Source organism: Fictibacillus norfolkensis (assembly GCF_014836645.1).
In the GTDB taxonomy this organism is placed as follows: Bacteria; Bacillota; Bacilli; order Bacillales; family Fictibacillaceae; genus Fictibacillus; species Fictibacillus norfolkensis.
This window is the reverse complement of sequence record NZ_JACSQM010000004.1, coordinates 316,268-337,782: the sequence shown is the minus strand read 5'-3', so window position 1 is coordinate 337,782 and position 21,515 is coordinate 316,268. Positions and strand designations below refer to the sequence as shown.

The 21,515-nt window shown below is 39.6% G+C and carries 25 protein-coding genes and 1 pseudogene; 7 read left to right on the top strand and 19 right to left on the bottom strand.

Features of this window, described 5'->3' with window-relative positions:
* Positions 1-79: 79 nt before the first annotated feature.
* On the bottom strand, positions 80-634 hold the full coding sequence (locus H9648_RS11930) for a hypothetical protein (RefSeq protein ID WP_191754021.1): 555 nt from the start codon (positions 632-634) through the stop codon (positions 80-82).
* A 692-nt stretch (positions 635-1,326) separates the two neighbouring features.
* Here H9648_RS11930 and H9648_RS11925 point away from each other — a divergent pair.
* Together H9648_RS11925 and H9648_RS11920 are read left to right on the top strand one after the other, a co-directional pair.
* Entirely contained in the window at positions 1,327-1,662 is a 336-nt protein-coding gene (locus H9648_RS11925) for a hypothetical protein (RefSeq protein WP_191754020.1), read from the top strand.
* 133 nt (positions 1,663-1,795) lie between these two features.
* Positions 1,796-2,443, top strand: coding sequence for a cupin domain-containing protein (locus tag H9648_RS11920; RefSeq protein WP_191754019.1), 648 nt, complete (start codon positions 1,796-1,798; stop codon positions 2,441-2,443).
* A 125-nt stretch (positions 2,444-2,568) separates the two neighbouring features.
* Here the strand turns inward: H9648_RS11920 and H9648_RS11915 are convergent, their stop codons facing one another.
* A complete protein-coding gene (locus H9648_RS11915) occupies positions 2,569-3,000 on the bottom strand; it encodes an Lrp/AsnC family transcriptional regulator (protein WP_191754018.1) in 432 nt (143 codons plus the stop codon).
* Positions 3,001-3,159: 159 nt separating this feature from the next.
* Here H9648_RS11915 and H9648_RS11910 point away from each other — a divergent pair, with 159 nt between their 5' ends.
* Complete coding sequence (locus H9648_RS11910; RefSeq protein WP_404825686.1) at positions 3,160-4,233, top strand: oxidoreductase; 1,074 nt, start codon at positions 3,160-3,162, stop codon at positions 4,231-4,233.
* 72 nt (positions 4,234-4,305) lie between these two features.
* On the opposite strand, the gene H9648_RS11905 is transcribed toward H9648_RS11910, so the two are convergent.
* From H9648_RS11905 to H9648_RS11880, 6 genes are all read right to left on the bottom strand, one after another.
* Positions 4,306-4,611: a hypothetical protein gene (locus tag H9648_RS11905; RefSeq protein WP_191754016.1), complete on the bottom strand. Its 306-nt coding sequence runs from the start codon at positions 4,609-4,611 to the stop codon at positions 4,306-4,308.
* 118 nt (positions 4,612-4,729) lie between these two features.
* Positions 4,730-5,026, bottom strand: coding sequence for a YciI family protein (locus H9648_RS11900; RefSeq protein ID WP_191754015.1), 297 nt, complete (start codon positions 5,024-5,026; stop codon positions 4,730-4,732).
* Positions 5,027-5,087: 61 nt separating this feature from the next.
* Entirely contained in the window at positions 5,088-6,305 is a 1,218-nt protein-coding gene (locus H9648_RS11895; protein ID WP_191754014.1) for a DEAD/DEAH box helicase, read from the bottom strand.
* Positions 6,302-6,841: a hypothetical protein gene (locus H9648_RS11890; protein ID WP_191754013.1), complete on the bottom strand. Its 540-nt coding sequence runs from the start codon at positions 6,839-6,841 to the stop codon at positions 6,302-6,304. Before H9648_RS11890 ends, H9648_RS11895 begins: the two co-directional genes overlap by 4 nt.
* A gap of 49 nt (positions 6,842-6,890) precedes the next feature.
* Complete coding sequence (locus H9648_RS11885; protein WP_191754012.1) at positions 6,891-7,259, bottom strand: YppE family protein; 369 nt, start codon at positions 7,257-7,259, stop codon at positions 6,891-6,893.
* A gap of 307 nt (positions 7,260-7,566) precedes the next feature.
* Entirely contained in the window at positions 7,567-8,082 is a 516-nt protein-coding gene (locus tag H9648_RS11880; RefSeq protein ID WP_191754011.1) for a MerR family transcriptional regulator, read from the bottom strand.
* Between the two features lie 213 nt (positions 8,083-8,295).
* Between H9648_RS11880 and H9648_RS11875 the strand changes: the two genes are divergently transcribed.
* The gene (locus tag H9648_RS11875; RefSeq protein WP_191754010.1) at positions 8,296-8,436 is read left to right on the top strand and encodes a hypothetical protein; all 141 of its coding nucleotides are present in this window, start codon (positions 8,296-8,298) and stop codon (positions 8,434-8,436) included.
* A 34-nt stretch (positions 8,437-8,470) separates the two neighbouring features.
* Here the strand turns inward: H9648_RS11875 and H9648_RS11870 are convergent, their stop codons facing one another.
* Positions 8,471-9,427: a DUF2515 family protein gene (locus H9648_RS11870; RefSeq protein WP_318243516.1), complete on the bottom strand. Its 957-nt coding sequence runs from the start codon at positions 9,425-9,427 to the stop codon at positions 8,471-8,473.
* A 131-nt stretch (positions 9,428-9,558) separates the two neighbouring features.
* Between H9648_RS11870 and H9648_RS11865 the strand changes: the two genes are divergently transcribed.
* The 3 genes from H9648_RS11865 (at position 9,559) to H9648_RS11855 (ending at position 13,187) form a co-directional block, all read left to right on the top strand.
* Positions 9,559-9,804, top strand: a complete 246-nt coding sequence (locus H9648_RS11865) for a glutaredoxin family protein (protein WP_191754009.1) — start codon at positions 9,559-9,561, stop codon at positions 9,802-9,804.
* 69 nt (positions 9,805-9,873) lie between these two features.
* On the top strand, positions 9,874-10,479 hold the full coding sequence (recU, locus tag H9648_RS11860; RefSeq protein WP_191754008.1) for a Holliday junction resolvase RecU: 606 nt from the start codon (positions 9,874-9,876) through the stop codon (positions 10,477-10,479).
* A 77-nt stretch (positions 10,480-10,556) separates the two neighbouring features.
* Positions 10,557-13,187: a transglycosylase domain-containing protein gene (locus H9648_RS11855; RefSeq protein WP_191754007.1), complete on the top strand. Its 2,631-nt coding sequence runs from the start codon at positions 10,557-10,559 to the stop codon at positions 13,185-13,187.
* Between the two features lie 88 nt (positions 13,188-13,275).
* Here the strand turns inward: H9648_RS11855 and H9648_RS11850 are convergent, their stop codons facing one another.
* From H9648_RS11850 to H9648_RS11810, 10 genes and pseudogenes are all read right to left on the bottom strand, one after another.
* A complete protein-coding gene (locus H9648_RS11850) occupies positions 13,276-14,538 on the bottom strand; it encodes a glycosyl hydrolase family 18 protein (RefSeq protein WP_191754006.1) in 1,263 nt (420 codons plus the stop codon).
* A gap of 56 nt (positions 14,539-14,594) precedes the next feature.
* Positions 14,595-14,936, bottom strand: a complete 342-nt coding sequence (locus H9648_RS11845; RefSeq protein ID WP_191754005.1) for a YpoC family protein — start codon at positions 14,934-14,936, stop codon at positions 14,595-14,597.
* 76 nt (positions 14,937-15,012) lie between these two features.
* Positions 15,013-15,474, bottom strand: coding sequence for a peptidoglycan-binding domain-containing protein (locus H9648_RS20995; RefSeq protein ID WP_318243522.1), 462 nt, complete (start codon positions 15,472-15,474; stop codon positions 15,013-15,015).
* 69 nt (positions 15,475-15,543) lie between these two features.
* Positions 15,544-16,044, bottom strand: a pseudogene (locus tag H9648_RS20690) (peptidoglycan recognition protein family protein); the annotation flags it as partial.
* Between the two features lie 402 nt (positions 16,045-16,446).
* Positions 16,447-17,121, bottom strand: coding sequence for an endonuclease III (gene nth / locus H9648_RS11835; protein WP_191754003.1), 675 nt, complete (start codon positions 17,119-17,121; stop codon positions 16,447-16,449).
* A gap of 60 nt (positions 17,122-17,181) precedes the next feature.
* The gene (locus H9648_RS11830) at positions 17,182-17,895 is read right to left on the bottom strand and encodes a DnaD domain-containing protein (protein WP_191754002.1); all 714 of its coding nucleotides are present in this window, start codon (positions 17,893-17,895) and stop codon (positions 17,182-17,184) included.
* Positions 17,896-18,216: 321 nt separating this feature from the next.
* Positions 18,217-19,509: an asparagine--tRNA ligase gene (asnS, locus tag H9648_RS11825; RefSeq protein WP_191754001.1), complete on the bottom strand. Its 1,293-nt coding sequence runs from the start codon at positions 19,507-19,509 to the stop codon at positions 18,217-18,219.
* 75 nt (positions 19,510-19,584) lie between these two features.
* Entirely contained in the window at positions 19,585-20,769 is a 1,185-nt protein-coding gene (locus H9648_RS11820; protein ID WP_191754000.1) for a pyridoxal phosphate-dependent aminotransferase, read from the bottom strand.
* 37 nt (positions 20,770-20,806) lie between these two features.
* Complete coding sequence (locus H9648_RS11815) at positions 20,807-21,292, bottom strand: cell wall elongation regulator TseB-like domain-containing protein (protein WP_191753999.1); 486 nt, start codon at positions 21,290-21,292, stop codon at positions 20,807-20,809.
* Between the two features lie 12 nt (positions 21,293-21,304).
* The gene (locus H9648_RS11810; RefSeq protein WP_082820684.1) at positions 21,305-21,475 is read right to left on the bottom strand and encodes a YpmA family protein; all 171 of its coding nucleotides are present in this window, start codon (positions 21,473-21,475) and stop codon (positions 21,305-21,307) included.
* Between the last annotated feature and the right edge of the window lie 40 nt (positions 21,476-21,515).

Sequence of the window (21,515 nt, the reverse complement as noted above, 5' to 3'; positions counted from 1 at the left end):
AATAAAACTATAAAAAACCCATCAATGATGGGTTTAAGAGATTGATATAAGCATGAGATCATAGCGTGTATATGACGATTTAAGATCCGGACGACTTACTTCCCGACCCAAAGCCTGAACCTGATTGAGAACCAGTTGATGAAGGAGATGCTGTCACGTTCGTACTCGGCTTTGTTGCTGGTTTAACGGTTGAAGGAGCAGTTGTAGCTGATTTCGTAAAGTTAACTTTTCCTGCAGGTTTCATTTTGGTTGTATTTGCTAACAAGAATATCCACCAAGGAAACGAGCTTTCATTAGAATAATAATTGGAATCCAGAGTAGATTCTCCGTTTTCATAGACATCATCTAAGAAAGTGATAAGCTCATCCTCTTGATATTCCAGTCCGTTTTCTTCTATATAATTCTCCATTGCTTCTAAGTCCATATCAGGATATTGAGATTGCAAATGATCTAGTTCAATCTCCTCTTCAACAGCTTCATCATAGGTTGGCTCTTCCGAATAAGACGTTGAGTAGGTTTCATCTTCCGTGTAAGTTGTTTCATCTTGAACAGCTATATCTTCTCTAGAACTGCAGGCACTTAACGTAACAGCTGCCGACAATATGCCTCCAATTAGTTTTTTTGTTTTTGTCATTGTGATTATCCCCTTTTTCACATGGTCCTCAATAAGGAAATGAGGAGTGTACCCTTATTTGTAACAAAAGTACAAGTGCACTATATGAATTTCTTCATTTATAACCTCAGCTCGCCAATTTTAGACAACTTTTCTTTGAACCATATAATTACTTTTTTTCTCTTCAACACTTCGTCAATCATCCAAAAGAATAAAGAACATAGTATAGATTGCGTGAAGAATATATTCCATACTATGTTTTCCAGATCATACCCTTGTTCTCCTATTTGAATGAATGTTATAAATATCAACCCAAAAAGAATATGAAAAACACTTGATAATAAAAGTTTAAAATTTGGATGAATCCACCTAATCATGTAATCAGACAACATGGACGAAAAGGATCCATACAAGATGACGAATGGAACTAAATAAAACGCTATAAAAATACTAAACTCTAAACCGAGAATCGCAATATTTATCAAAGTCATAATGAAGCTAGTAGCAATAGCAGCTATTCCTTTTCTTATAAGAATTATTTTTCCTCCTTAATATAAATTTTATTTGTCTAACTTTTATTTGTTTTTATGACAAATAACCCTTCTTTAACTATTATTATTTAAACACTAAAATTCCACAACTACTTTTTCCAATATATGCTATAATGCTAAATGGAAAAAGTGTGAAAAAATTTTCTGAATTGAGGGGATTTTTTGGATTTAATCTTTATTCTACTTATACTTTTGGGATTATTAACAGGAATTATTGCGTGGTATCGAGACAGAAGAGAGAATAATAAACATTTTTCTTGGTTGAGTATTGCTTCTCTATTACTTCCCCTCTTATTAATTATGACCATGTATAGTACAAGAGGCAGCTTTCTGATCTATACAGTTGCTATTGGTTCTCCACTGTCATTATTGCTATGTGGCTACACCTTATTTAAAAGAAGAGAGAAAAAGATTCTGGCTGTTATTGGTCTAATCCTTTCTCTAATCTCCAATGGCATTGTGTTTATTATTGGGACCTTTGTAATCACAAACACTTAATATAAATTTCGTTAGGTAAAACAAGGGAATTTCAAAGAGATCTCTTGTTTTCATTAAAAAAACACCCAATTATTTGTGTTTGCATACCATACTTACAAAGTTGGTAAACGCCTAAGAAGAGGTGAAGCACATTATGGTTTCATATATGGATTATTCGTCTCCCCTCACTCAATTTACGTTTGATGTAAATACGAGTCCTCTTTTCAAAAAAGACAGTCAAAATTATATCAATGTATTGGGTATTAACCAATTGAATACTTTAGAGGACGTATCATTATTAGACATCTTTATGAGTACGAGCAATGTAGTTGAGCCTCATTATCATCAGAATGCAGCTGAACTTGTCTACTGTATCTCAGGCTCTGTTCTTGTATCGATTCTGAATCCATTCACCAAACAGTTATTGAACTTCAAGATCACACCAGGCCAAGTAGCAAACGTTCCCCAAGGCTGGTGGCATTATGAAATCGCTTTGCAAGATAACACTCATATTCTAGCAATTTTTAATGCACCCACTCCACAAGTTATTCTTGGTTCAGATATACTTAGATTCACCCCTGCCAATGTTATGGCGCATACGTATTGTCTTGACGAAAATCAATGGAAAGAAACCGTTGCCTCTGTTCAACCTTCTACTTATATAGGGCCTTACACGAATTGTCAGCGAAACACTGAATATACCTACCATTCAAATCATGATCAAACGTATCAGCAGATGCAGTATGTTCAACAACATCCTGAATCTCCGTACGTTCAGCTTTACCGGAACGTTTGGTGGTAAAAGTGGTATGTGATACAAGTTCTATAATTAACTATAAAAACCGACCGATTCAAGCTGGTCGGTTATTTATATTTTTCTGGTACATGGAACACTATTAGTTAATCGACTCCAATTTCTATTAATTTTCAAAAATCTGGGACAATATTTTTTAATGAGAAGGGTGACGAAAGAACAATTAAAGTAGTAGAATCTCCGTGAATGCCGCTCATATCTATTATTGACTCTAATGAAGCCATAGATTTGGTTACAATTTTTATCAAATAATTATATTGGCCACTTATCCTGTGAAGTTCAATCACATCTGGTGTTTCTTTGCAGAAACGTATGAACTTCTCACAATCTTTTGTATGGAATAAAAGAAAAGCCGTAGTTTTTTTGTTAACTTTTTGGGGATCTAGCACTGCTCGATAATAATCAATTATTCCCCTTTCTTCGAGTCTTCGCACTCGTTCAGTTACGGCAGGCTGTGACATAGAGACCGCCTTGCCTAGTTCGGTCATAGAAATTCGTCCTTCTTCTTGAAGCTTTATTAATATATCCTTATCGGTTATATCCATTTCTCTTCCTCCACTTCAGAATTATGTATTAATAAATTATAAGTAATATAAGTAAATCACCTTAAATTTATTCCACCTTTTATTAAAACACCTTTTAATTCATATGTAAAAGAAGTCTAAAAGTAATTAATATAATACTAATTAATAAATATGGGAGAGATGAAAATGGAATTTCCATATAAATCACTTTTTGAACCTATCCAGATTGGAACTTGGAATTTAAGGAATAGAATTACGATGGCCCCAATGACACGCTGTTTTGCAGAAGATGAATCTGGTGTGGTCGATCAAGATATAGTTGAATATTACAGAGCAAAAGCGGCTGACGGAATCAGTCTCATCATAACGGAAGGAATAACAGTAAGTTCTCGTGCTAAAGGTACATTTAACCTTCCGGGGTTGTACACGAATGACCAAGTAGTGAGTTGGAAAAAGGTTACGGACGCTGTTCATGAAGAAGGAGGTACAATAATAGCCCAATTATGGCATGTAGGCAGATTAACTCATCGTGATCTGATAGGTGGCTTCGCTCCACAAGCTCCCTCTGCTATTAGAGCAAACGGCCATGTGCATCGCTATGGAAAGCCGTTTGATCAACCAGAAGCCATGTCAGTTGTAGATATTAAAAAAGTAATACAAAGTTTTAAATTATGTGCTGAAAATGCTGTTCGTGCTGGATTTGATGGAGTGGAAGTACATGGAGCTCACGGCTACCTGATTGACCAGTTTAATTCTGATGTTACAAATACACGCAGTGATATATATGGTGGAAGCCTTTCACAACGGCTGACATTCATGAAGGAAGTGCTATCTGCTGTTATTGAGGTGACAGGGGCAAACCGTACCTCCATAAGGTTTTCTGAACACAAAGATGATATAAAGGAATTTCAGTGGAGCGATAAAGAAGAAGCGATAAAAACTTTTATAGAAGCGTTCAATGAAGTAGGTGTTAAGATTCTACATCCGTCGGTTAATCAGTACGACAAAGTAATAATGAATGAACGAACCTTTCATCAACTTGTACGAAAACATTGGGACGGTCTAATAATTGGTGTTGGAAATCTAAATCCTGAGCTGGCTGATAACGCCATTAAAGAAAACACTATTAATCTTGCAGCATTTGGAAGACTAATATTAGCAAATCCCAATTTTGTTTATAAGTTAAAAAAAGGGATAAAACTTGAATCGTATGATAGTAAAAAACACTTATCCAAACTTTTTTATAATAGCTAATTCTCAAATTATAAACACAAGCAATCAGGTTTCAAGTGTTATTTAGCTTGAAACCTGTCCTTTATAAGGCGTCTAACTTGCTGTTTTGCCACGATAAACAACCAATGTCATTACATTTAAAGCGATAGTAATGATTAAAAGAGCTGCTGAAGCAAATGCAGTGGCAAACATCGTATCCAAAAGGCCAGCCCAATCCTCCATCAACACTTTATGGTAGGTATACAAAATTTGAAAACATAATGAAATTGAACAAGCACTGATACTAATCGTAGACAACATCTTCCAGCTCTTATTCTGCTTTCGGAATAAATTTAGAACCGGCAAAATCCAAGCGATTAACCCTAATATAAGACTCCCAACATTCAATAAGCCAAACATTTAAAACGCCTCCAGAAATTCTTCTAAACCGTTACATGTATTCTCTGAAAATGTCGAAAATCCTTTTCAATAAAAAGAAAGCACTGTAACCAATCGATGGTTACAGTGCTAAGAAGTGCTATTTCTTTATTAATGAAACGCGAAAAGGATACAATTTCCCACTCATGACGTTCCCCTTGACTGCTGGATCATTTTCCATAATTTCTTGTGCTTCTTCTTCATTTGTATTTTGAAGAATAACAACACCAAACGAAGCATCCAGACAGGGTCCTGCCAATACCAATTTCCCCTTCTCTAACATATCTTGAAGGTACAGAAAATGAGATTGAAGCTTTTCTTGTTCCTCTTGTGTTTGATTTTCCATTAAATCTGCTCTAACTGGCTTAATCTGATATAAAAATTCAGTGATTTCCAAACGTATCTCTCCCCTTTAGAGAAAGAATTTTATCGATTCATGAAAAATCCTTTAATAGAAACTATCTTCTTTTTTTAGATCCGTCTGTTTTTCGCTGCATGCTTTTTTCGTTTTTCGGTGCAGTGCGTTTCGTGGATGGTCCTTTAGTAGCACTCTCTTCTACGATGACTTGTCCTTTTTCAAGCAGCTGCTTTTGAAGTGGTACGTTCATCTTTGCAGTCCATTTTTTCACAGAAGTTAATTCTGCTTTCGTTACTAAAGAAACGACTGTACCTTCTTTTCCCATACGCCCTGTTCTTCCAGATCGGTGGACGTATTGTTTCACATCTTCTGGCATTTCAAAATGGACTACGTGTGTAACATCAGGAATATCTAATCCACGTGTCGCAACATCTGTTGTTAAAAGAACAGGAATCTTTCCATTCTTAAAATCATTGATCACTCTTTGTCGATCTTGTTTAGTGGAATTACCCGCTAATACACCTAGCTTGATCTTCTTATACTCAAGTTTCGTTGCGAACTCATCCATCTTCATCGAACTATTAATGAAGACCATCGCTTTGATGCCTGGTGTGTGACGAATCAGCTTTCGTAAGTTTTCAACTTTGTCACGGTAATCAGACACCATGAACGTATGTGTGACTTCGCTCTTCACCAGGTCTTTTTCTACTTTAACGATAACTGGTGCTACGGCTAATTTTCTTGACCAATCTTCAGTCTTGTTATTGATCGTAGCGGATACGAATACAAGCTGGCGATCTTTTAGCGTTGCTGCGATTACTTGTTCAACGTCTCCGTTAAATCCAGCTTCAATAATGTGGTCGGCTTCATCGATCACAATAGTTTTTACTTCATGAACTTTAAGTTTTTTGTTTTGGATCAATTCTTTTACTCGCCCAGGTGTACCTACGATAAATTGCGGTTTCTTTTTCAATTTATCTAACTGACGCTGCATGTTAGCTCCACCGATGAGAGATGCCCCGCTTAATCCGCTGTTTTCGGTGAACTTTTGACATACATCATAAATTTGCATCGCTAGTTCTCGTGTTGGTGCTAAAAAGAGAACTTGAGCATTCTTTACTTCTGGGTTTATCTTTGATAGTGCTGGTAATGCATAAGCAAGAGTCTTACCAGTCCCAGTTGGAGATTCGATGATCAAATCTTTGTTTTCTAACTGTTCAGGTATTGCTCGTTCTTGAATGTCTGTAAATGCTGAAAAGCCGCTTTTGTCCCAAGCGTTTCGGATAAATTCCGGAAAATTCTGTAGCGATTGTGTCATTTTTTATACCCCTTAAAATATTCATTCATTTCGTTTATTGACGCTATTAACTCTTCAAGTACAGATGAAATTCGCTCTGGTTCCTCTTCAGAAACCGGCTTTTGAAGTTGTATAGAGATCGTGTTGGTGAATACGTGTCTTGGTTGACCATATATATAAGTAAGTTTTTGCTGAATATCACCTTTTAAATCTCCGCTTCCCCATTTTTTCAAAATGGATTGAAGCTGTTTACAATCCGTTTCTATTTCATAAACCGGAGTCTCGATCACGCAGGAAAGTTTACTGCCTGCTCCTTCAGGGTTATCGTTCAACTTTTCCATAGCCAAGTCTTCTAGATTTGATGTTAAGGTGATAGTCCCTTTCATCGCTTCTCCGATCGCTGAAACTACAAAGTCAATCGAATAATTTCTTTCTATAATAGCCTGATCCATTAAGTCTTTACGATTAATGATCTCAATTTCTCCTGAAAAATCTAGGTCATATACTGCTCCTTCGAGCACAACCTTTAGATTATCATAAACAGATGGATGATACATCTTGTTCTCTCCCTATTTTTAAAAACATATTTAAGTACGGTACGTGAAATTATTTATTTTCGTTTTCCGCCATTTGATTCTTTAGCTGATTCAATACATAGAGAACAGATTTCACCATTTCTGTGATTCGTTTGTCTTTCATTTTCTTTTGAAAGACATAAACGCCAAGATAGCCAATGTTTTCAGCAGCGGTCTTGATCTGAATCGGGTACAGATATTTGGGCTTGTTGACGATCACCCAGTCTCTCGCGAGCGGCTCCCAGTCTTTCACGCGAAAATGGATGCGATCGGCAAAAGGTTTGACCTCTGTAAAAAAGTCCGCTTCTGTTTCTCTCGTTTTGGTTTCTGTCTTATAAATATGAAACGCTTCATCTATATCAGCGATTAGCTCGGTTGTTAATGTATATAAATGGTCCATTAAAAAAGTCCCCCCATTCTTTATATCCTACCAAAGAATGAAGAGACTTACACTTTTTGATTTTATTTAGATGTATTCTGATATTCTCTGGAGCGTTCGACGGTGGCTGATTTCCGTTCCAGAGACTCGCTTTCCGCGGGGCGACCGGTGAGCCACTTGCCGCTTTGCGCCATTAAGTGTCTCACCTGACCGCTCGTCCCGCAGGAGTCTCGTATCTTCCACTCCAATCAACTAGTCAACGAAGTAAAAAACAAAATCTATAAAGCAGTAGCCAATAGGTTATGAAAAGTACTTATTATAAAAGTATTTATAGAGTAAACAAACTGACGAACCAGTTCTTCTTTGATTTTTCTTTTACGTATAAACGCTCTTCAGGATAATCCTGCTTCAGAAGTGCCACTTCTAGATCTTGCAGTCGCGCTTCCATGTTCTCCATCTTTTTGATCAATTCTTCAAGCTCTGTTGCGTGCTGCAGCATTTGATAGGAAACGACCCCATCTGCTTTTTCCTCCACTTTCTTCTCTAGTGCCTCTATGGCAGCGTTCAAACGATTGAACTTATCTTCAAATTGGGTTGGCAGTTCCTTTGATTGCTCTGTTGACTGCATAGACTGAACTTGAATATCACTCATCAAAAGTCCATTGTCGAGCTGAGCTTTAATCTCTCTTAGCTGATCGATATCATCTTGTTTGAACAGATAATGACCATGCTCATTCTTGTCACATTGTATGTTAAAATGTCTGACCCAACGCTGAACTGTTGTTGGATTCACCCCAAGTTCCTCAGAGACCGTTTTGGTTTTCATCAACACCATTTCCATCATGAATCCCTCCCCGTTTTCTTGTGAGTACTATTTTCTAGCATCATATTCCCATCCCCTTCACACCTGACAAAACTAGTTTTCATTCGCCAAAGAAAGTGGAATACAACGGAATCACTACAATTTCGACACTCAATTTGTTGATTGTTTGTATATTCAGTCGCAACAGCACCAAAACTAAGAACAGTTCAGGTGATACAAAAAGGAGGTGCCAACATGAACCAAGACAGCAAACAACAAAAACAGCAGGATGAGTATACATCCCAAGAAGAAACAGGTACTCAAAAAAGAGAACAAAAGAACAGCACAGGCTATGGTGATAAAAAGCTGAACGGCCCTGATATTCCTAGCACATAAACAAGTAAAGACGGCTCAAAAAAGCCGTCTTCTTTTATGCATGCAACATCCACTCTTTTAAGAGGATTCCTATTTTCAGCTGCCTTTGCTTTTGTTTATACCAATCTGTTAACACGACCCGGTGCAACGGTTCAATCGGTTCATAAAACTTTTCAGTGTTTACTTTTTTTTGATACCAGTCTTTTGTGTTACACCTATTGTGCTCGATGATCGGAAACGCGATACGTAAAAAAGGAGTCTCTCTTTTTTTACCGGGATAGATATAGGTTTCAAAATCATGTCTTGATCCCGTATGAGTGACTTTATCTGCAAAGGAAAGAATTTCTTCACCCCACTCTGACTCAAACAAAATGGTATACAGTTTTTTACCTGTTTCGATCCTATTTTTCGTCTTTTTAAATCCATGAACAGAAATTCCTATCACTTCACCACTCTCGACAGGAAAAAGCACGGTACTGAAATGCATATAATCTTGTAAAAGAAACGGCACCTTTGAAAAAATTCTCTTTTTGTAAAACCCATCCTCTATTACCGGCTTTTCGATCACGTGTTGTTCATTAATGATTAAAGACGTGCAAATTCTCTTCAGATCTTTCTCTTTCCAGAATCTTTCCCACTCATGAACCATAAATGAGGAAACACCAAAGTATCTGAGCAGATGAAAACATGGCTCTTCTTGTTTTTTCGAATACTCATAGATCAAAAGCTGGGGATATGCATCCTGAAAGATCAGCCAGTTTGCGCGTTCATACGTTAGGAATAAATGCTTTCTAGTATCTTTAGACAACAGCCTAGGCAACCAGTCCCCTTTTAAGTCACACATGCTGTAACCTGCATTTCTTGAAACAAGGCTTGCGAGCATCGCCCACCTTAGTTCAGGGTTATGTTTATAAAATGTGGCATAGCTTACGGTACGTGAAATATTGTCACGATTTTGTGAATTCGTAGTTTTCAAAATGTGTTGAATGATATCCTCATTATGCTGCACCACGCTCTTCCTCCATGCTTTTTGTCCTATTTTCTATCGTTCGCTTTCATGTTATAAAATATTTGTGTCATATAAGAAAAAAGAGTAAACTAATGGTTATGAAAGATGTATTTGGAAAAAGGAGGCATAGACCTTTGGCGAAGACAGTAATACTTTATACACAAGAAACATGCCCTCCATGCTTTGCAGAAAAAGAGTGGCTAAAAGCAAACGAGATTCCTTTTGAAGAACGAGATATTCGTAAAAACGATGCCTATATGAAAGAAGTGATCGACCTCGGCGCTTCTGCAACTCCTGTAACCGTTATTAAAACGGAGGACTCAAAAGAAGTCGTCATGGGCTTTGTAGAAGAAGAACTTTCTCGACTACTAAAAAAGTAAACATCCAACGGCTATGTGTATCGTTTTTTTCATGCGCATAGCCATCTTTCGTTGTAAAGGAGATGAATCATGGGTACCTTTCATTATCCAAACGGTAAGAAAGTGACTTCTATCGTGAAAAAACAATCTTCATCTTCTATCAAAAAGGATATTTCGTACAGCAACAGAGGAATGTCGTTAGAAGATGATATCAATCAGAGCAACGAATATTATCTTTTAACCAATCAAGCGATCATCCATAAGAAACCTACTCCGGTTCAGATCGTAAATGTAGAATATCCAAAGCGATCTGCCGCTGTCATTCGTGAAGCATACTTCAAACTCGCTTCCACGACAGATTACAATGGTGTGTATAAAGGAAGATACATTGACTTTGAGGCAAAAGAAACAAAGAATAAGATAAGCTTCCCACTAAAGAACTTTCATGAACATCAGCTACTTCATATGCAGCATATCTTAAATCATGATGGGATCTCGTTCGTCATCCTTCGTTTCTCTGCAACAGATGAGAGCTATCTATTCGACAGTTCTCACTTGATCACATTTTGGAACGAACAGAGAGAAGGCAGAAAATCTATACCAAAGGCTGAAATCGAGGAAAAAGGACATTCTATAAATATCGGGTATCAACCTCGGCTTAATTACTTACAAGTGGTAGATTCTGTCTATTTCTAGTCGTTCATAAATTGTCAAATGCCGTCGAATAATTGAACGTGTTCATTTTTTTATGAAGTTGAAAGGTTGGTAAAACAATGTCAAAAGATTACCGAAGCCGTATGGAGCGCAGACAATCGAGTGATAGTTCCAAACCGGCAACTAAAACAAAAACAAAAAAACCTAGACGAGGACGTAACTGGAAGAAGACTCTGTTGATCCTTGCTCTTATATTAGGTGTTTTAGGACTGTTAACGATCGGCGTTATTGCCGCGACCTCTCCTAAATTAGATCCTAAGAAACTAGAAACACCTGTATCCTCTAAGATTATGGATATGAACGACGAAGAAGCATCTCTCGTCGCAGGTGATGAAAAACGAATTCGTGTGAAGATTAACGAGATTCCAGAACATGTACAGAACGCATTTATTGCGACAGAAGATGTACGGTTCCGTGAACATAGTGGAGTAGATGTACGTCGTATTGCTGGTGCAGCTTTCGCCAACGTAAGAGAAGGTTTTGGAGCAGAAGGTGCGAGTACGATCTCTCAGCAGGTTATTAAGAACACTGTTTTAACGAATGAAAAATCACTTACACGTAAGATTCGTGAAGCATACCTTTCTGTTCAACTAGAACAGAAGTATTCAAAAGATCAAATTTTAGAGATGTATCTAAACAAAATTTTCTTTGGGAATAGAGCATTCGGAATCGCAACAGCATCAAAAGTATATTTTGACAAGGAAGTTGGCGAGCTTGAAGTGCAAGAAGCAGCTCTATTAGCTGGTCTACCAAAGGCACCAAGTTACTACAACCCGCTTGTAAACCCGAAAGAAGCTGAACATCGCCGTAACGTTGTTTTGAATCTAATGGCTCAGCATAAATTCATTACAAAAGAAGAAGCGGAAAAAGCTAAAAGTATTCCTGTTAAAGATATGATCGATGAAGGAAATTTAAAAACCGAATCACGACCATATGATGCTTATATCAAACAAGTTATCGATGATTTGAAAGATATCGAAGGACTTGAGGAAGCAGATATCTACTCTTCTGGACTTAAAATCTATACGAACTTAGACACGAAAGCACAGCAAACGACTGAAGACGTATTAAGAGCTAAATTAGAAAATGAAAACAAAGTTCTTCAATCTGGTGTTGCTTTACTAGACACAAAGACTGGCGCAATCCGAGCAGTGGGGAGTGGTCGTGGAAATGAATTAAGTAACTATTTCTCTTCTAAAATTAATCGTCAGCCGGGTTCAACAATAAAGCCGATCCTTGATTATGGACCTGCGATTGAAAACAAAAAGTGGAACACGGGTTATATCTTGAAAGATGAACCGGTAGAACTGAAAGACATTACAATCAACAACTTTAACGACCGAAACGTTGGCGATATCTCTATGCGTCAAGCGCTCGTAGAATCAAAGAACACGACTGCTGTTCGTGCGTTCCAAGAAGTTGGAGCAGAAGAAGCAACTGATTTTGCTAATAAGTTAGGATTTAACTTAGATCCTGACACTACGTATCCATCTTATGCGATTGGTGGTTTTGAAAAAGGAATCTCCCCTCTTACACTAGCTGGTGCTTATACATCGTTCGGTAACGGAGGTATCTATTCAAAACCAACAACGATTCGTAAGGTCGAATTCCCTGATGGTCGCGTGATCGAAGTGGATTCAGAACCAAAAGCGGCGATGAAAGACTACACCGCTTATATGATTACAGATATGCTAGAAGATGTTATGGATAGAGGTACTGGTCGTGAAGCGAACGTTAGCGGACTTAACTTAGCAGGTAAGACTGGTACGACAAACTACTCTAAAGATGATCGAGATAAATACGGTCTTCCTGATGGGGCAACGAAAGATGCATGGATGGCCGGCTATACACCTAGCTATACCGCTGCGGTATGGACAGGTTATGCAGATATGAAAGACGGTCTCTATCTAAACGACAATGAAGCGGACTATTCGAAGCAGATTTTCCGTGATATCATGAGCGAATTAGATCATAAGAATGCAGACTTCAAGAAGCCAAAATCCGTAACAGAAGTCGCGATGGAAAAAGGAACAGGTAAACGCGCTAGTGAATTCACACCTGATTCTGAGAAGATCATCGAGCTTTTCGTTAAAGGAACTGACCTTCCTGGTATAAGTGATAGTTATGAAAAACCTTCTTCTATCGAAGGGCTTGAAGCGAAGTACAAAGAAGATAAGAACGAGATCGAAGTAAAATGGAAATATGGTAAGAAAAAAGGGGTAACCTTTAGAGTTCTCGCAAGCTATAACGACGGTCCGATGCAGGAACGTGCCACGATCAACGATACGAAATTCGTTGTTCCAGCTCCTGCTCCTGGTAAATATTCGTTCCAAGTCATAGCGATCGACAGTGAGAACAATACAGAAAGCGAACCAGCAGGAACATCGATTACGATCGAAGGCCCTGAAGGTGAAGAGCCACCGCCTGGTGAGGGTGAAGGCGAACAGCCAGGTACTCCTCCGGGAGAAGAGCCTGGAACAGAGCCACCTGCAGAAGGTGAACCTGGTACGCCTCCTGATCAAGGAGGCGGTGAAGGCGAACAACCGGATACTCCTCCAGGTCAAGAGCCTGGAACGGAGCCACCTGCAGAAGGTGAGCCTGGTACAACACCTACACCTCCAGGTCAAAACGGAGGCAGACAACAAAATGGTGGAAACGGTGGAGGCCTCGTCCCTCCTCTCGGTCAATAAATAAATAAGATCCGTCAGCAACTTTTAGCTGGCGGATCTTTTTTTATTCTCATATAAGTAATGGCAATCTACTGCTGTTTCAGAACACCTATTTTATGTTATACCGATCAAGCAGATAGTTCCAAAATACAGGATAACCAAACGATAGGTTCCAAAAGCTTACACCTGCAAAGCCGTACTGATCTACTACGTCAAACTTTGCTCTCATACTTCGAAGATCTTCAAACCATACCACATGCTCTTTCTTTTGTTTATCCCAATAACGGAAATAAGGAGCTTCATCTTTTCTTGAGTATTTAATGGCAGCCTGCCTCTTTCCTGCTAGCTGGGTCGCTTGAACCGGATTCAATGCTTTCGCAAACTCACCGCCTGGTTTATACGGTAACGTCCAGTCATAACCGTACAGATTGATGCCCATAAGAATCTTCTTTGGATCGATTACACTTACCGCATAATCAAGCACCTTTTTTACAGATGGAAGCGGACTGACGGCCATCGGCGGACCACCGCTATATCCCCATTCGTACGTCATCAGAATCACATAATCTACGATCTCACCGTGTGCTTTATAATCATGCGACTCGTACCATTCGCCTTCTTGAGTGCCTGAGATTTTTGGTGCTACCGCTGTCATGACGATAAAATTTTCCTGATGCATCTTCTCTGTTAGCGTTCTTAGGAATTGATTGTAAGCTTCTTTGTTTTGTTTTCCTAAGTATTCAAAATCAACCGAGATCCCTTCATATCCTTTTTGCTTCATAATACGTAAGGACTCGTTTATCACTTTATCTGTAATCTCTTTCTTCGTTAGAATCGCTGTTCCCACTTCTTCACTGAATTCACCGTCTTTGATGTTCGTGATGGCCATGATCGGGCGTACATTTTTATTTTTTGCATCTTTTAAGAACTCAGAATCATTCAGTGGTTTGAATACACCTTTCTCGTTCACTTCATAGCTGAATAGCGTGATGTACGTGAGAGCTCTTGCAGCGGCATCAAAATTGGCTTGTGCTTTTGGGTTAGGCTCTGCAAACGCGTTCGTTAGGATTGTTTTCTTCGTACGCTGCGGTACGTTCAGTTGCGTTCCTGGCCGGAGGTTGCTGTCCGTCACACCCGGATTTGCCTGCTGTAGCTGCGCGACTGTTACACCGATCCTGTTTCCGATCTCCTCTAATGAATCACCAGGCTGAACGGTATACGTAAAAGGTGTTGGAATGAAAAGTGTCTGTCCTACTGTAAGCACGTCTTTTTCTGACAATCGATTAACTGTTGCGAGCTCCTGCCACGGCAATTTATAGTATTGCGAAAGTCTCCAAAGAGAATCGCCCCGTTTCACCACATGAATCTGCATGATACCCCTCCTAAAAAACGTCTCATGTCATCATCATATGTCCAAGTGTCTTGTCCTTATGTACTGCGCTTTGTTAATATGACACTTTTCTTTTCCCATTCAGAAAATAACTCACTAAGCTGTATGTATGATTGATAGTGATCCGGCTGATCTTCGATGAACGTAAGCCGCTCGATCGCATTCACAGGTAAGTGCTTGAATTCCTGTAGATCGCTTTTATAATTCATTGTATGAAAAGGTTGCACTCCATTTTTGGAATAGATTGTTTTTAAAAGTTGATGTAAGAAATATTCCATCGGTTCTCTCGCACTTTTTCGGTCACGATTCTTAAAGTATAAAGCAATTTCCTTTGACTTCTCTTTCCACTCTATAAAAATGTTCTCTGTATTCTCGTTCATCTATAACGCCTCCGCTTTGTATACAAAAAAAGAGCTTATCAAAAGATAATCTCTTTTTTAAATTTATTGTACCTCTTTAAAAGAGTGTATTCCAAGTCGTTGGACCAACAATTCCGTCGGATACTAAACCTTTTCTTTTTTGATAAGCTTTTACAGCAGATTCAGTTTGAGGACCAAAGATACCATCGGCTGAAATATTTAATGCGCGCTGTATTCTGCTTACATTTGTTGAGTCAGTTGAACCTCTTCTGATCATATAGCCTGGGTAAGGTACAACAGCACTTCCATTCGAACTTTCTTGCTTTGGTGTTGAGGATTGTTTTGGTTTTGCCGGCTGCTTTAACACGGCATCTAACTTATTTAACGTGTTTGGTCCAGCGATTCCATCAACTGCAAGTTTGTATTTTCTTTGAAAAGCTCTCACGGCGTTTTCTGTATTTGGACCATATATGCCATCTGCTACAAGCGAGTAACCCGCTCGTTTTAATTTGTTCTGCAGATCTCTAACTCTTTGACCAGTGTCACCACTTCTTAAAATACTAGTGTTAGCTCCTGGTGTAGGTTTTGGTGCTGGTGTTGGGATTGATTGATTGGATATGGAATTCGCTACATCTTTTAGGAACTGATTATATGTGATTCCATACCGATTCAAAGCGTTATCTGGATCTGTTCTTCGCCCTGGATCTAGTTGTTTGTGGCTTGCGATCTTTTCTTGTGGTCTCCAGTTATATCTTTTACAAAGGTAACCCCAGAACCAGACGTAACGTTTATACGCTTCTTGAAAATTGATCCCGCCTCCCCAGCAGAGTTCCACACCGATCGCTGCATCATTCGACTCTCGTCCAAAACGCAGGTTGTCCAATCGTGTTCCATATTGAACATGATACGCTTTTTCATCGAGCGGTATGATCACAAGGATCTCTTTATCATCTATAAAAACATGTGCGCTCGCACTCGGTTGTTGGTTGTTAAAATAGTTTCGGTTGTTTCGGGCGGAAGTCCCTGGGTTTCCCGTATCGTGAGCGACTCCGAAGAATGGCCCGTCAAGCTTCGTACCAGGTCTTGCATTACCTAACTTAATATAGTCATATGTGATTGAATATGACACAAAAACATCACTCCTTTCTATATGGTATGTAGAAAGAAAGTGATTGCTTGTACATAGGGGTTTTTGTGCAGATTTTGAGACGATTTGTTGGTATTTGAGGGGATGTTCGGCTGTTGAGACCTTGTTGAATGAATTTGATGTTGTTTTGAAGGTTTCTTTAGCATACCCACCATGGTATATGTATGATGAATTCAGGAAATTTCTTCAATAATCCTTGAAATTTCGTACATAATCCGGCGAGTTGGGACGATAATTCGGCGAGTTTTAATCATATATCAGCGAGTCGACAAATCATGACAACTTCACCTCACTAAAATACCCCCTATGAGTGCCGTCCATCACTACCTTCCAGACTCAAATACAAAGAAAAACCGTAACTCCAATGGCGGTTACGATTTTAAGCTATCTTTTTTGTGACAGCTTCTTCTTTTCTTTTTGGTTCATCCGCTTCTTACCTTCTCGGCAGATGGAGAGGAGTGGACACTCTGGGCAGTTTGGATTTTGTGCTTTGCAGTGATATCTTCCAAAAAAGATCAAACGGTGATGAGTTGCCCCCCAAAGCGATTTTGGAATCTTCTTCATCAATGTTTCTTCTACCTGAAGGACAGAGTCTTTCCATTTACAGATAGCTAGCCTCTTAGAAACCCGTTCAACGTGCGTATCGACTGCAATAGCAGGAACGCCGTAAGCGACAGATACAACAACGTTTGCCGTTTTTCGTCCTACACCAGGCAGTTTCGTCAGTTCATCTCGATCTTTCGGAACCTCTCCTCCGTATTCGTTTATAACGAGCTCACTCAACTTTTGAATGTTCTTCGCCTTGTTTCGATATAGACCGATCGATCGGATATCGTCCTGCAGCTCTTCTATCGTAACGTTCAGATAATCTTGCGGCGTTTTGTATTTTTCAAAAAGTTTTGGTGTGACTTTGTTAACGAGCGCATCTGTACATTGCGCAGACAGAAGCACCGCGATGGTCAGCTCAAATGGGTTCGAGTGGTGAAGTTCGCAATGAGCATCTGGAAACATATCCTCGATCTGTTCTAAACAAAATTGAATCTGTGCTTTGTTTAACACGTGTACGTTACCTCCTGTTATAAAAAAGAAAGACCTTAGCGTATAAGGCCTTTTCATGTATTACGATTCAAGCCAGTTGTATTGGGGTCGTTTAATGCCTGTATCGTTACGAGGTTGCTCTTGTTTACCTGATTTTTGCAGCTGTCTTACTCTGAACTTTTCACCATACGTTTTTGCAGCCTCAGGACTGTTGATGCCGTTTTTCTTCCATTCGAATAAAATACGGTCAATATATCGGAAGTTCAGCTTTCCAGATAAAACGGACTCTTTTAGTGCAGTGAGAATTAATTCTGGAGACTGTTGATCTTCATCCATCCAAATTTTAAGCGTTTCAAGCTCCATCGGAGACAAAGGACGACCAAACTCTTTTTCGAATCGAACAAACACGTTCTGTTCCTGATGCTCCTTATGTACCTCTTTTTTGGCCTGCTCTTCTTCTTTTAAACTTTGAAGAAGTCTGTTCCAAAGTGGCTGAAGCGTATAAGCCTCAAAATAGACGCCTTTTTCTTTATCTTCGAACTGATCCATGCCGAGCACACCTCTGCCGATCAATGACCGGAGCATAGCAGACACTTCATCACTCGAAGCGGACATTCGTTCAGATAGCTCGACTGGTGTCGGAAAGTAGTTTCCTGATTCTATAAAAACATGAAGCTGTATAAACAACATGCATTCGTTGTCTGATAGATCGATCTGTTTGTACGTTTTGATTAACATATTAGGGATGCTGACTGATCCTTCAGCCATCCATCGTTCAAATAAATTACCGTTCATCACTAAAACACCTCTACTGTCATTATAGCATATAAAACTAGCTTTTTTATTTTCGCTGTTCTGGTGAATGTTGAGAAAAAAGTAGTTTTGGATGTGATGAGGCGGGTTTGAGCTGCTTGTCGAAATTTGCAGAACGGCCTTTATTTTCTTTTTTTGACTTAATTAGGTACGATTTTGACTTAATTTTTTCATTCTAGACCTAATCGCTTCCAAAACCGACTTAATTCTTCCTCAAAACGACTTAATTGCCCGTTTCCCACACTTAAAACACCTCCTAAAACAATAAAAAATCTCCCCGAGAAAGGGAGATTTTAAAATTTATTAAGGATATAGACGGTTCAATAGACGTGGGAATGGAATCGTTTCACGAACGTGCTCCGCTCCAGAGATCCATGCTACTGTACGCTCTAATCCAAGACCGAATCCTGAATGAGGAACGCTTCCGTATTTTCTAAGTTCTAGGTACCATTTGTAAGCATCGTCAGTTAATCCGTGCTCTTCGTAACGCTGCTCCATAAGCGCAAGGTCATCGATACGTTGGCTTCCACCGATGATCTCTCCGTATCCTTCAGGAGCGATTAGATCTGCACAAAGTACAACATCATCACGGTTAGGGTCTGGCTTCATGTAGAACGCTTTGATGTCTTTCGGATAGTTCGTGATGAAGACAGGCTTGTCGAAGCTTTCCGCGATCGCTGTTTCGTGCGGCGCACCGAAGTCGTCTCCCCAGTTGATATCATCAAAACCTTTTTCTTTTAGCATCTTGATCGCATCGTCGTAAGAAACGCGAGGGAAAGGCGCTTTAACGTTCTCTAGTTTAGAGATGTCACGTCCAAGTGTCTTCAGCTCGTTCTCACAGCGTTTGATCACAGATTGAACGATGTGTGAGATAAACTGCTCTTGAATCTCAAGGGATTCTTCGTGTTCAACGAAAGCCATCTCAGGCTCGATCATCCAGAACTCGATCAAGTGACGGCGAGTCTTCGATTTTTCTGCACGGAACGTCGGACCGAACGAGTACACTTTTCCAAGTGCCATCGCTGCCGCTTCCATGTAGAGTTGTCCGCTTTGTGAAAGATACGCATCTTCTTCAAAGTACTTCGTATGGAATAATGAAGTCGTTCCTTCTGCAGAACTTCCTGTAAGGATCGGAGGATCTACTTTTGCAAAGTCGTTGTTGTAGAAGAACTCGTTCACCGCATGAATGATCTCGTTACGAATCTTTAAGATTGCGTGCTGACGCTTAGAACGGATCCATAGGTGACGGTGGTCCATCAAGAACTCTGTTCCGTGTTCTTTCGGTGTGATCGGGTAGTCTACCGCTTGATGAAGCACTTCAACATCTGTCACTTCAAGTTCTACACCTAGAGCTGAACGCTCGTCCTCTTTAACCGTACCCATTACATAAAGACTGGACTCTTGCGTAAGTCCTTTTGCTTTTGCAAAGATCTCATCACCAACTTCACTCTTTACGACAACACCTTGTACGAATCCAGATCCATCGCGAAGCTGTAAGAAAGCGATCTTACCTGAAGAACGCTTATTAGAGAGCCAAGCACCGATCTTTACGGTCTTGCCTACGTGTTCACTAAGCTTATTAATCGTTGTTTTCACTACATGTACCTCCACTGTACGTTATCAATATCTACCAAAAAAAATTATGAAGGAGAACTTTCTAAAAATCAATCATTACTTGCGTTTTGAGTTGATAAAACGTTCGATACGATCTAACGCTTCCATGATCGTATCAAGGCTCGTTGCATAAGAAAGTCTCACGTTATCAGGCGCACCAAATCCAGAACCTGGTACTAATGCTACTTTTTCTTCTTCTAAAAGAGCTTCTACCCACTCATCAACAGAGTTAAATCCTGTCATACTTACCGCTTCTGTAGCGTTCGGGAACAGATAGAACGCACCGTTCGGTTTTACACATGTGATGCCAGGAATCGTGATCAAACGGTCGTACACTTTGTTCATGCGCTCTTCAAACGCTTGACGCATCTCTTCAACAGGCTCTTGTGTACCATTATAGGCTGCAAGTGCACCGTGCTGAGATGTTGTTGTCGGATTTGATGTACTATGACTGTCTAAGTTCGTCATCGCTTTGATGATTTTAGCGTCACCTGCTGCAAAACCAATTCTCCAGCCTGTCATCGCATGAGATTTAGAGAGACCGTTGATGATGATCGTCTGTTTTTTGAGTTCAGGTGAAAGCTCAGCGATCGATGTGTGCTTCACTCCGCCATAAACGAGCTTTTCATAGATTTCATCAGACACGATCAACACATCATGCTCTAGACAAACTTCTCCGATCGCGCGCAATTCATCTGCTGTATACAGAGATCCAGTCGGATTGCTCGGTGAGTTTAGAATCAGTGCCTTCGTTTGTTTCGTGATGACATTTTTTAAGTCTTCTGCCGTGATCTTGAATCCATTCTCTTCTTTTCCTTCTAAGTAAACAGGCGTACCGTCTGCGAGTTTCACTTGTTCAGGATAGCTCACCCAATACGGAATAGGGATGATCACTTCGTCTCCCTCATCAAGGATCGCTTGGAACAGAGAATACAACGAATGTTTCGCTCCTGTACTTACGATGATCTCAGAAGTTTCATACGTTAACCCTTGATCTTGCTTCAGCTTGTTTACGATCGCTTTTTTCAATGATAAAAGTCCGCCGGAAGCTGTATATTTTGTGTGTCCTTCTTTCATAGACTCATAAGCCGCTTCAATAATATGTATCGGTGTATTAAAGTCAGGTTCACCTGCACCTAGTGCGATTACATCGTGCCCTTCTGCCTTTAATTGGTTTGCCTTTGCTGTGATTGCTAGAGTTGTTGAAGGAGTTAATGCCTCCACACGTTTTGCAAGCTTCATACTACTAAATCCCTCCACTTTTTTATTCATCTGATTTCTATTGATCTGATTCTTTCAGACGATAGATCTCGTATCGCTCACCACTTTCAAAATAACCGTAAAAATACGTGTATCGATCCTTCGTGTCGTAATAGACCACTTCCCATAACGGAATGCCGTCTTCCATCCCCAAACGGCTGTCGACGATCGTCTTCGCATCGTGGTTCTGTTTCACATAATTCAGAATCTGTTTCTCTGAAAGTCCTTCTTTCGCGTTAAAAGAGGTAACCTTTTTGTCTTTATCGACCCATACGATCTTGTTTGTGCCTTTTTTGTTCTTGCCTTCTACTACATAATACGTCTCATTCTTATAAAAGTGATCCACATTCGTAATAGAAACGAGGTCCTCTTCTTTCTTCGCGATCTCAACCGCTTCTGCTTCTTTTTTAGCGGGCTTTGCTTGAACGCCATTAAACAGATAATAAGCTTGCCAGCTTGCTAAGATTAGAATGCCAATAATAACAAGTATCCACTTTTTTCCCATATTTAAGCCTTCCTATGTGCGATAGATCGTAAAAATCATCTTATTTTTATTTTCGTCATCTAACGCGAGCCCAAACATTAAATCTTGATGCTTTAATGTTTTGTTCAGTTCAGATACTACTTTATACAAGTCACTCGACTTGTCCACCTTTAGCGTCGAAAGAACTTCAATTTTGCTTTCCACGGTTCTTCCTCCTCTTACATCAATCTTTTCCTTGTTTACT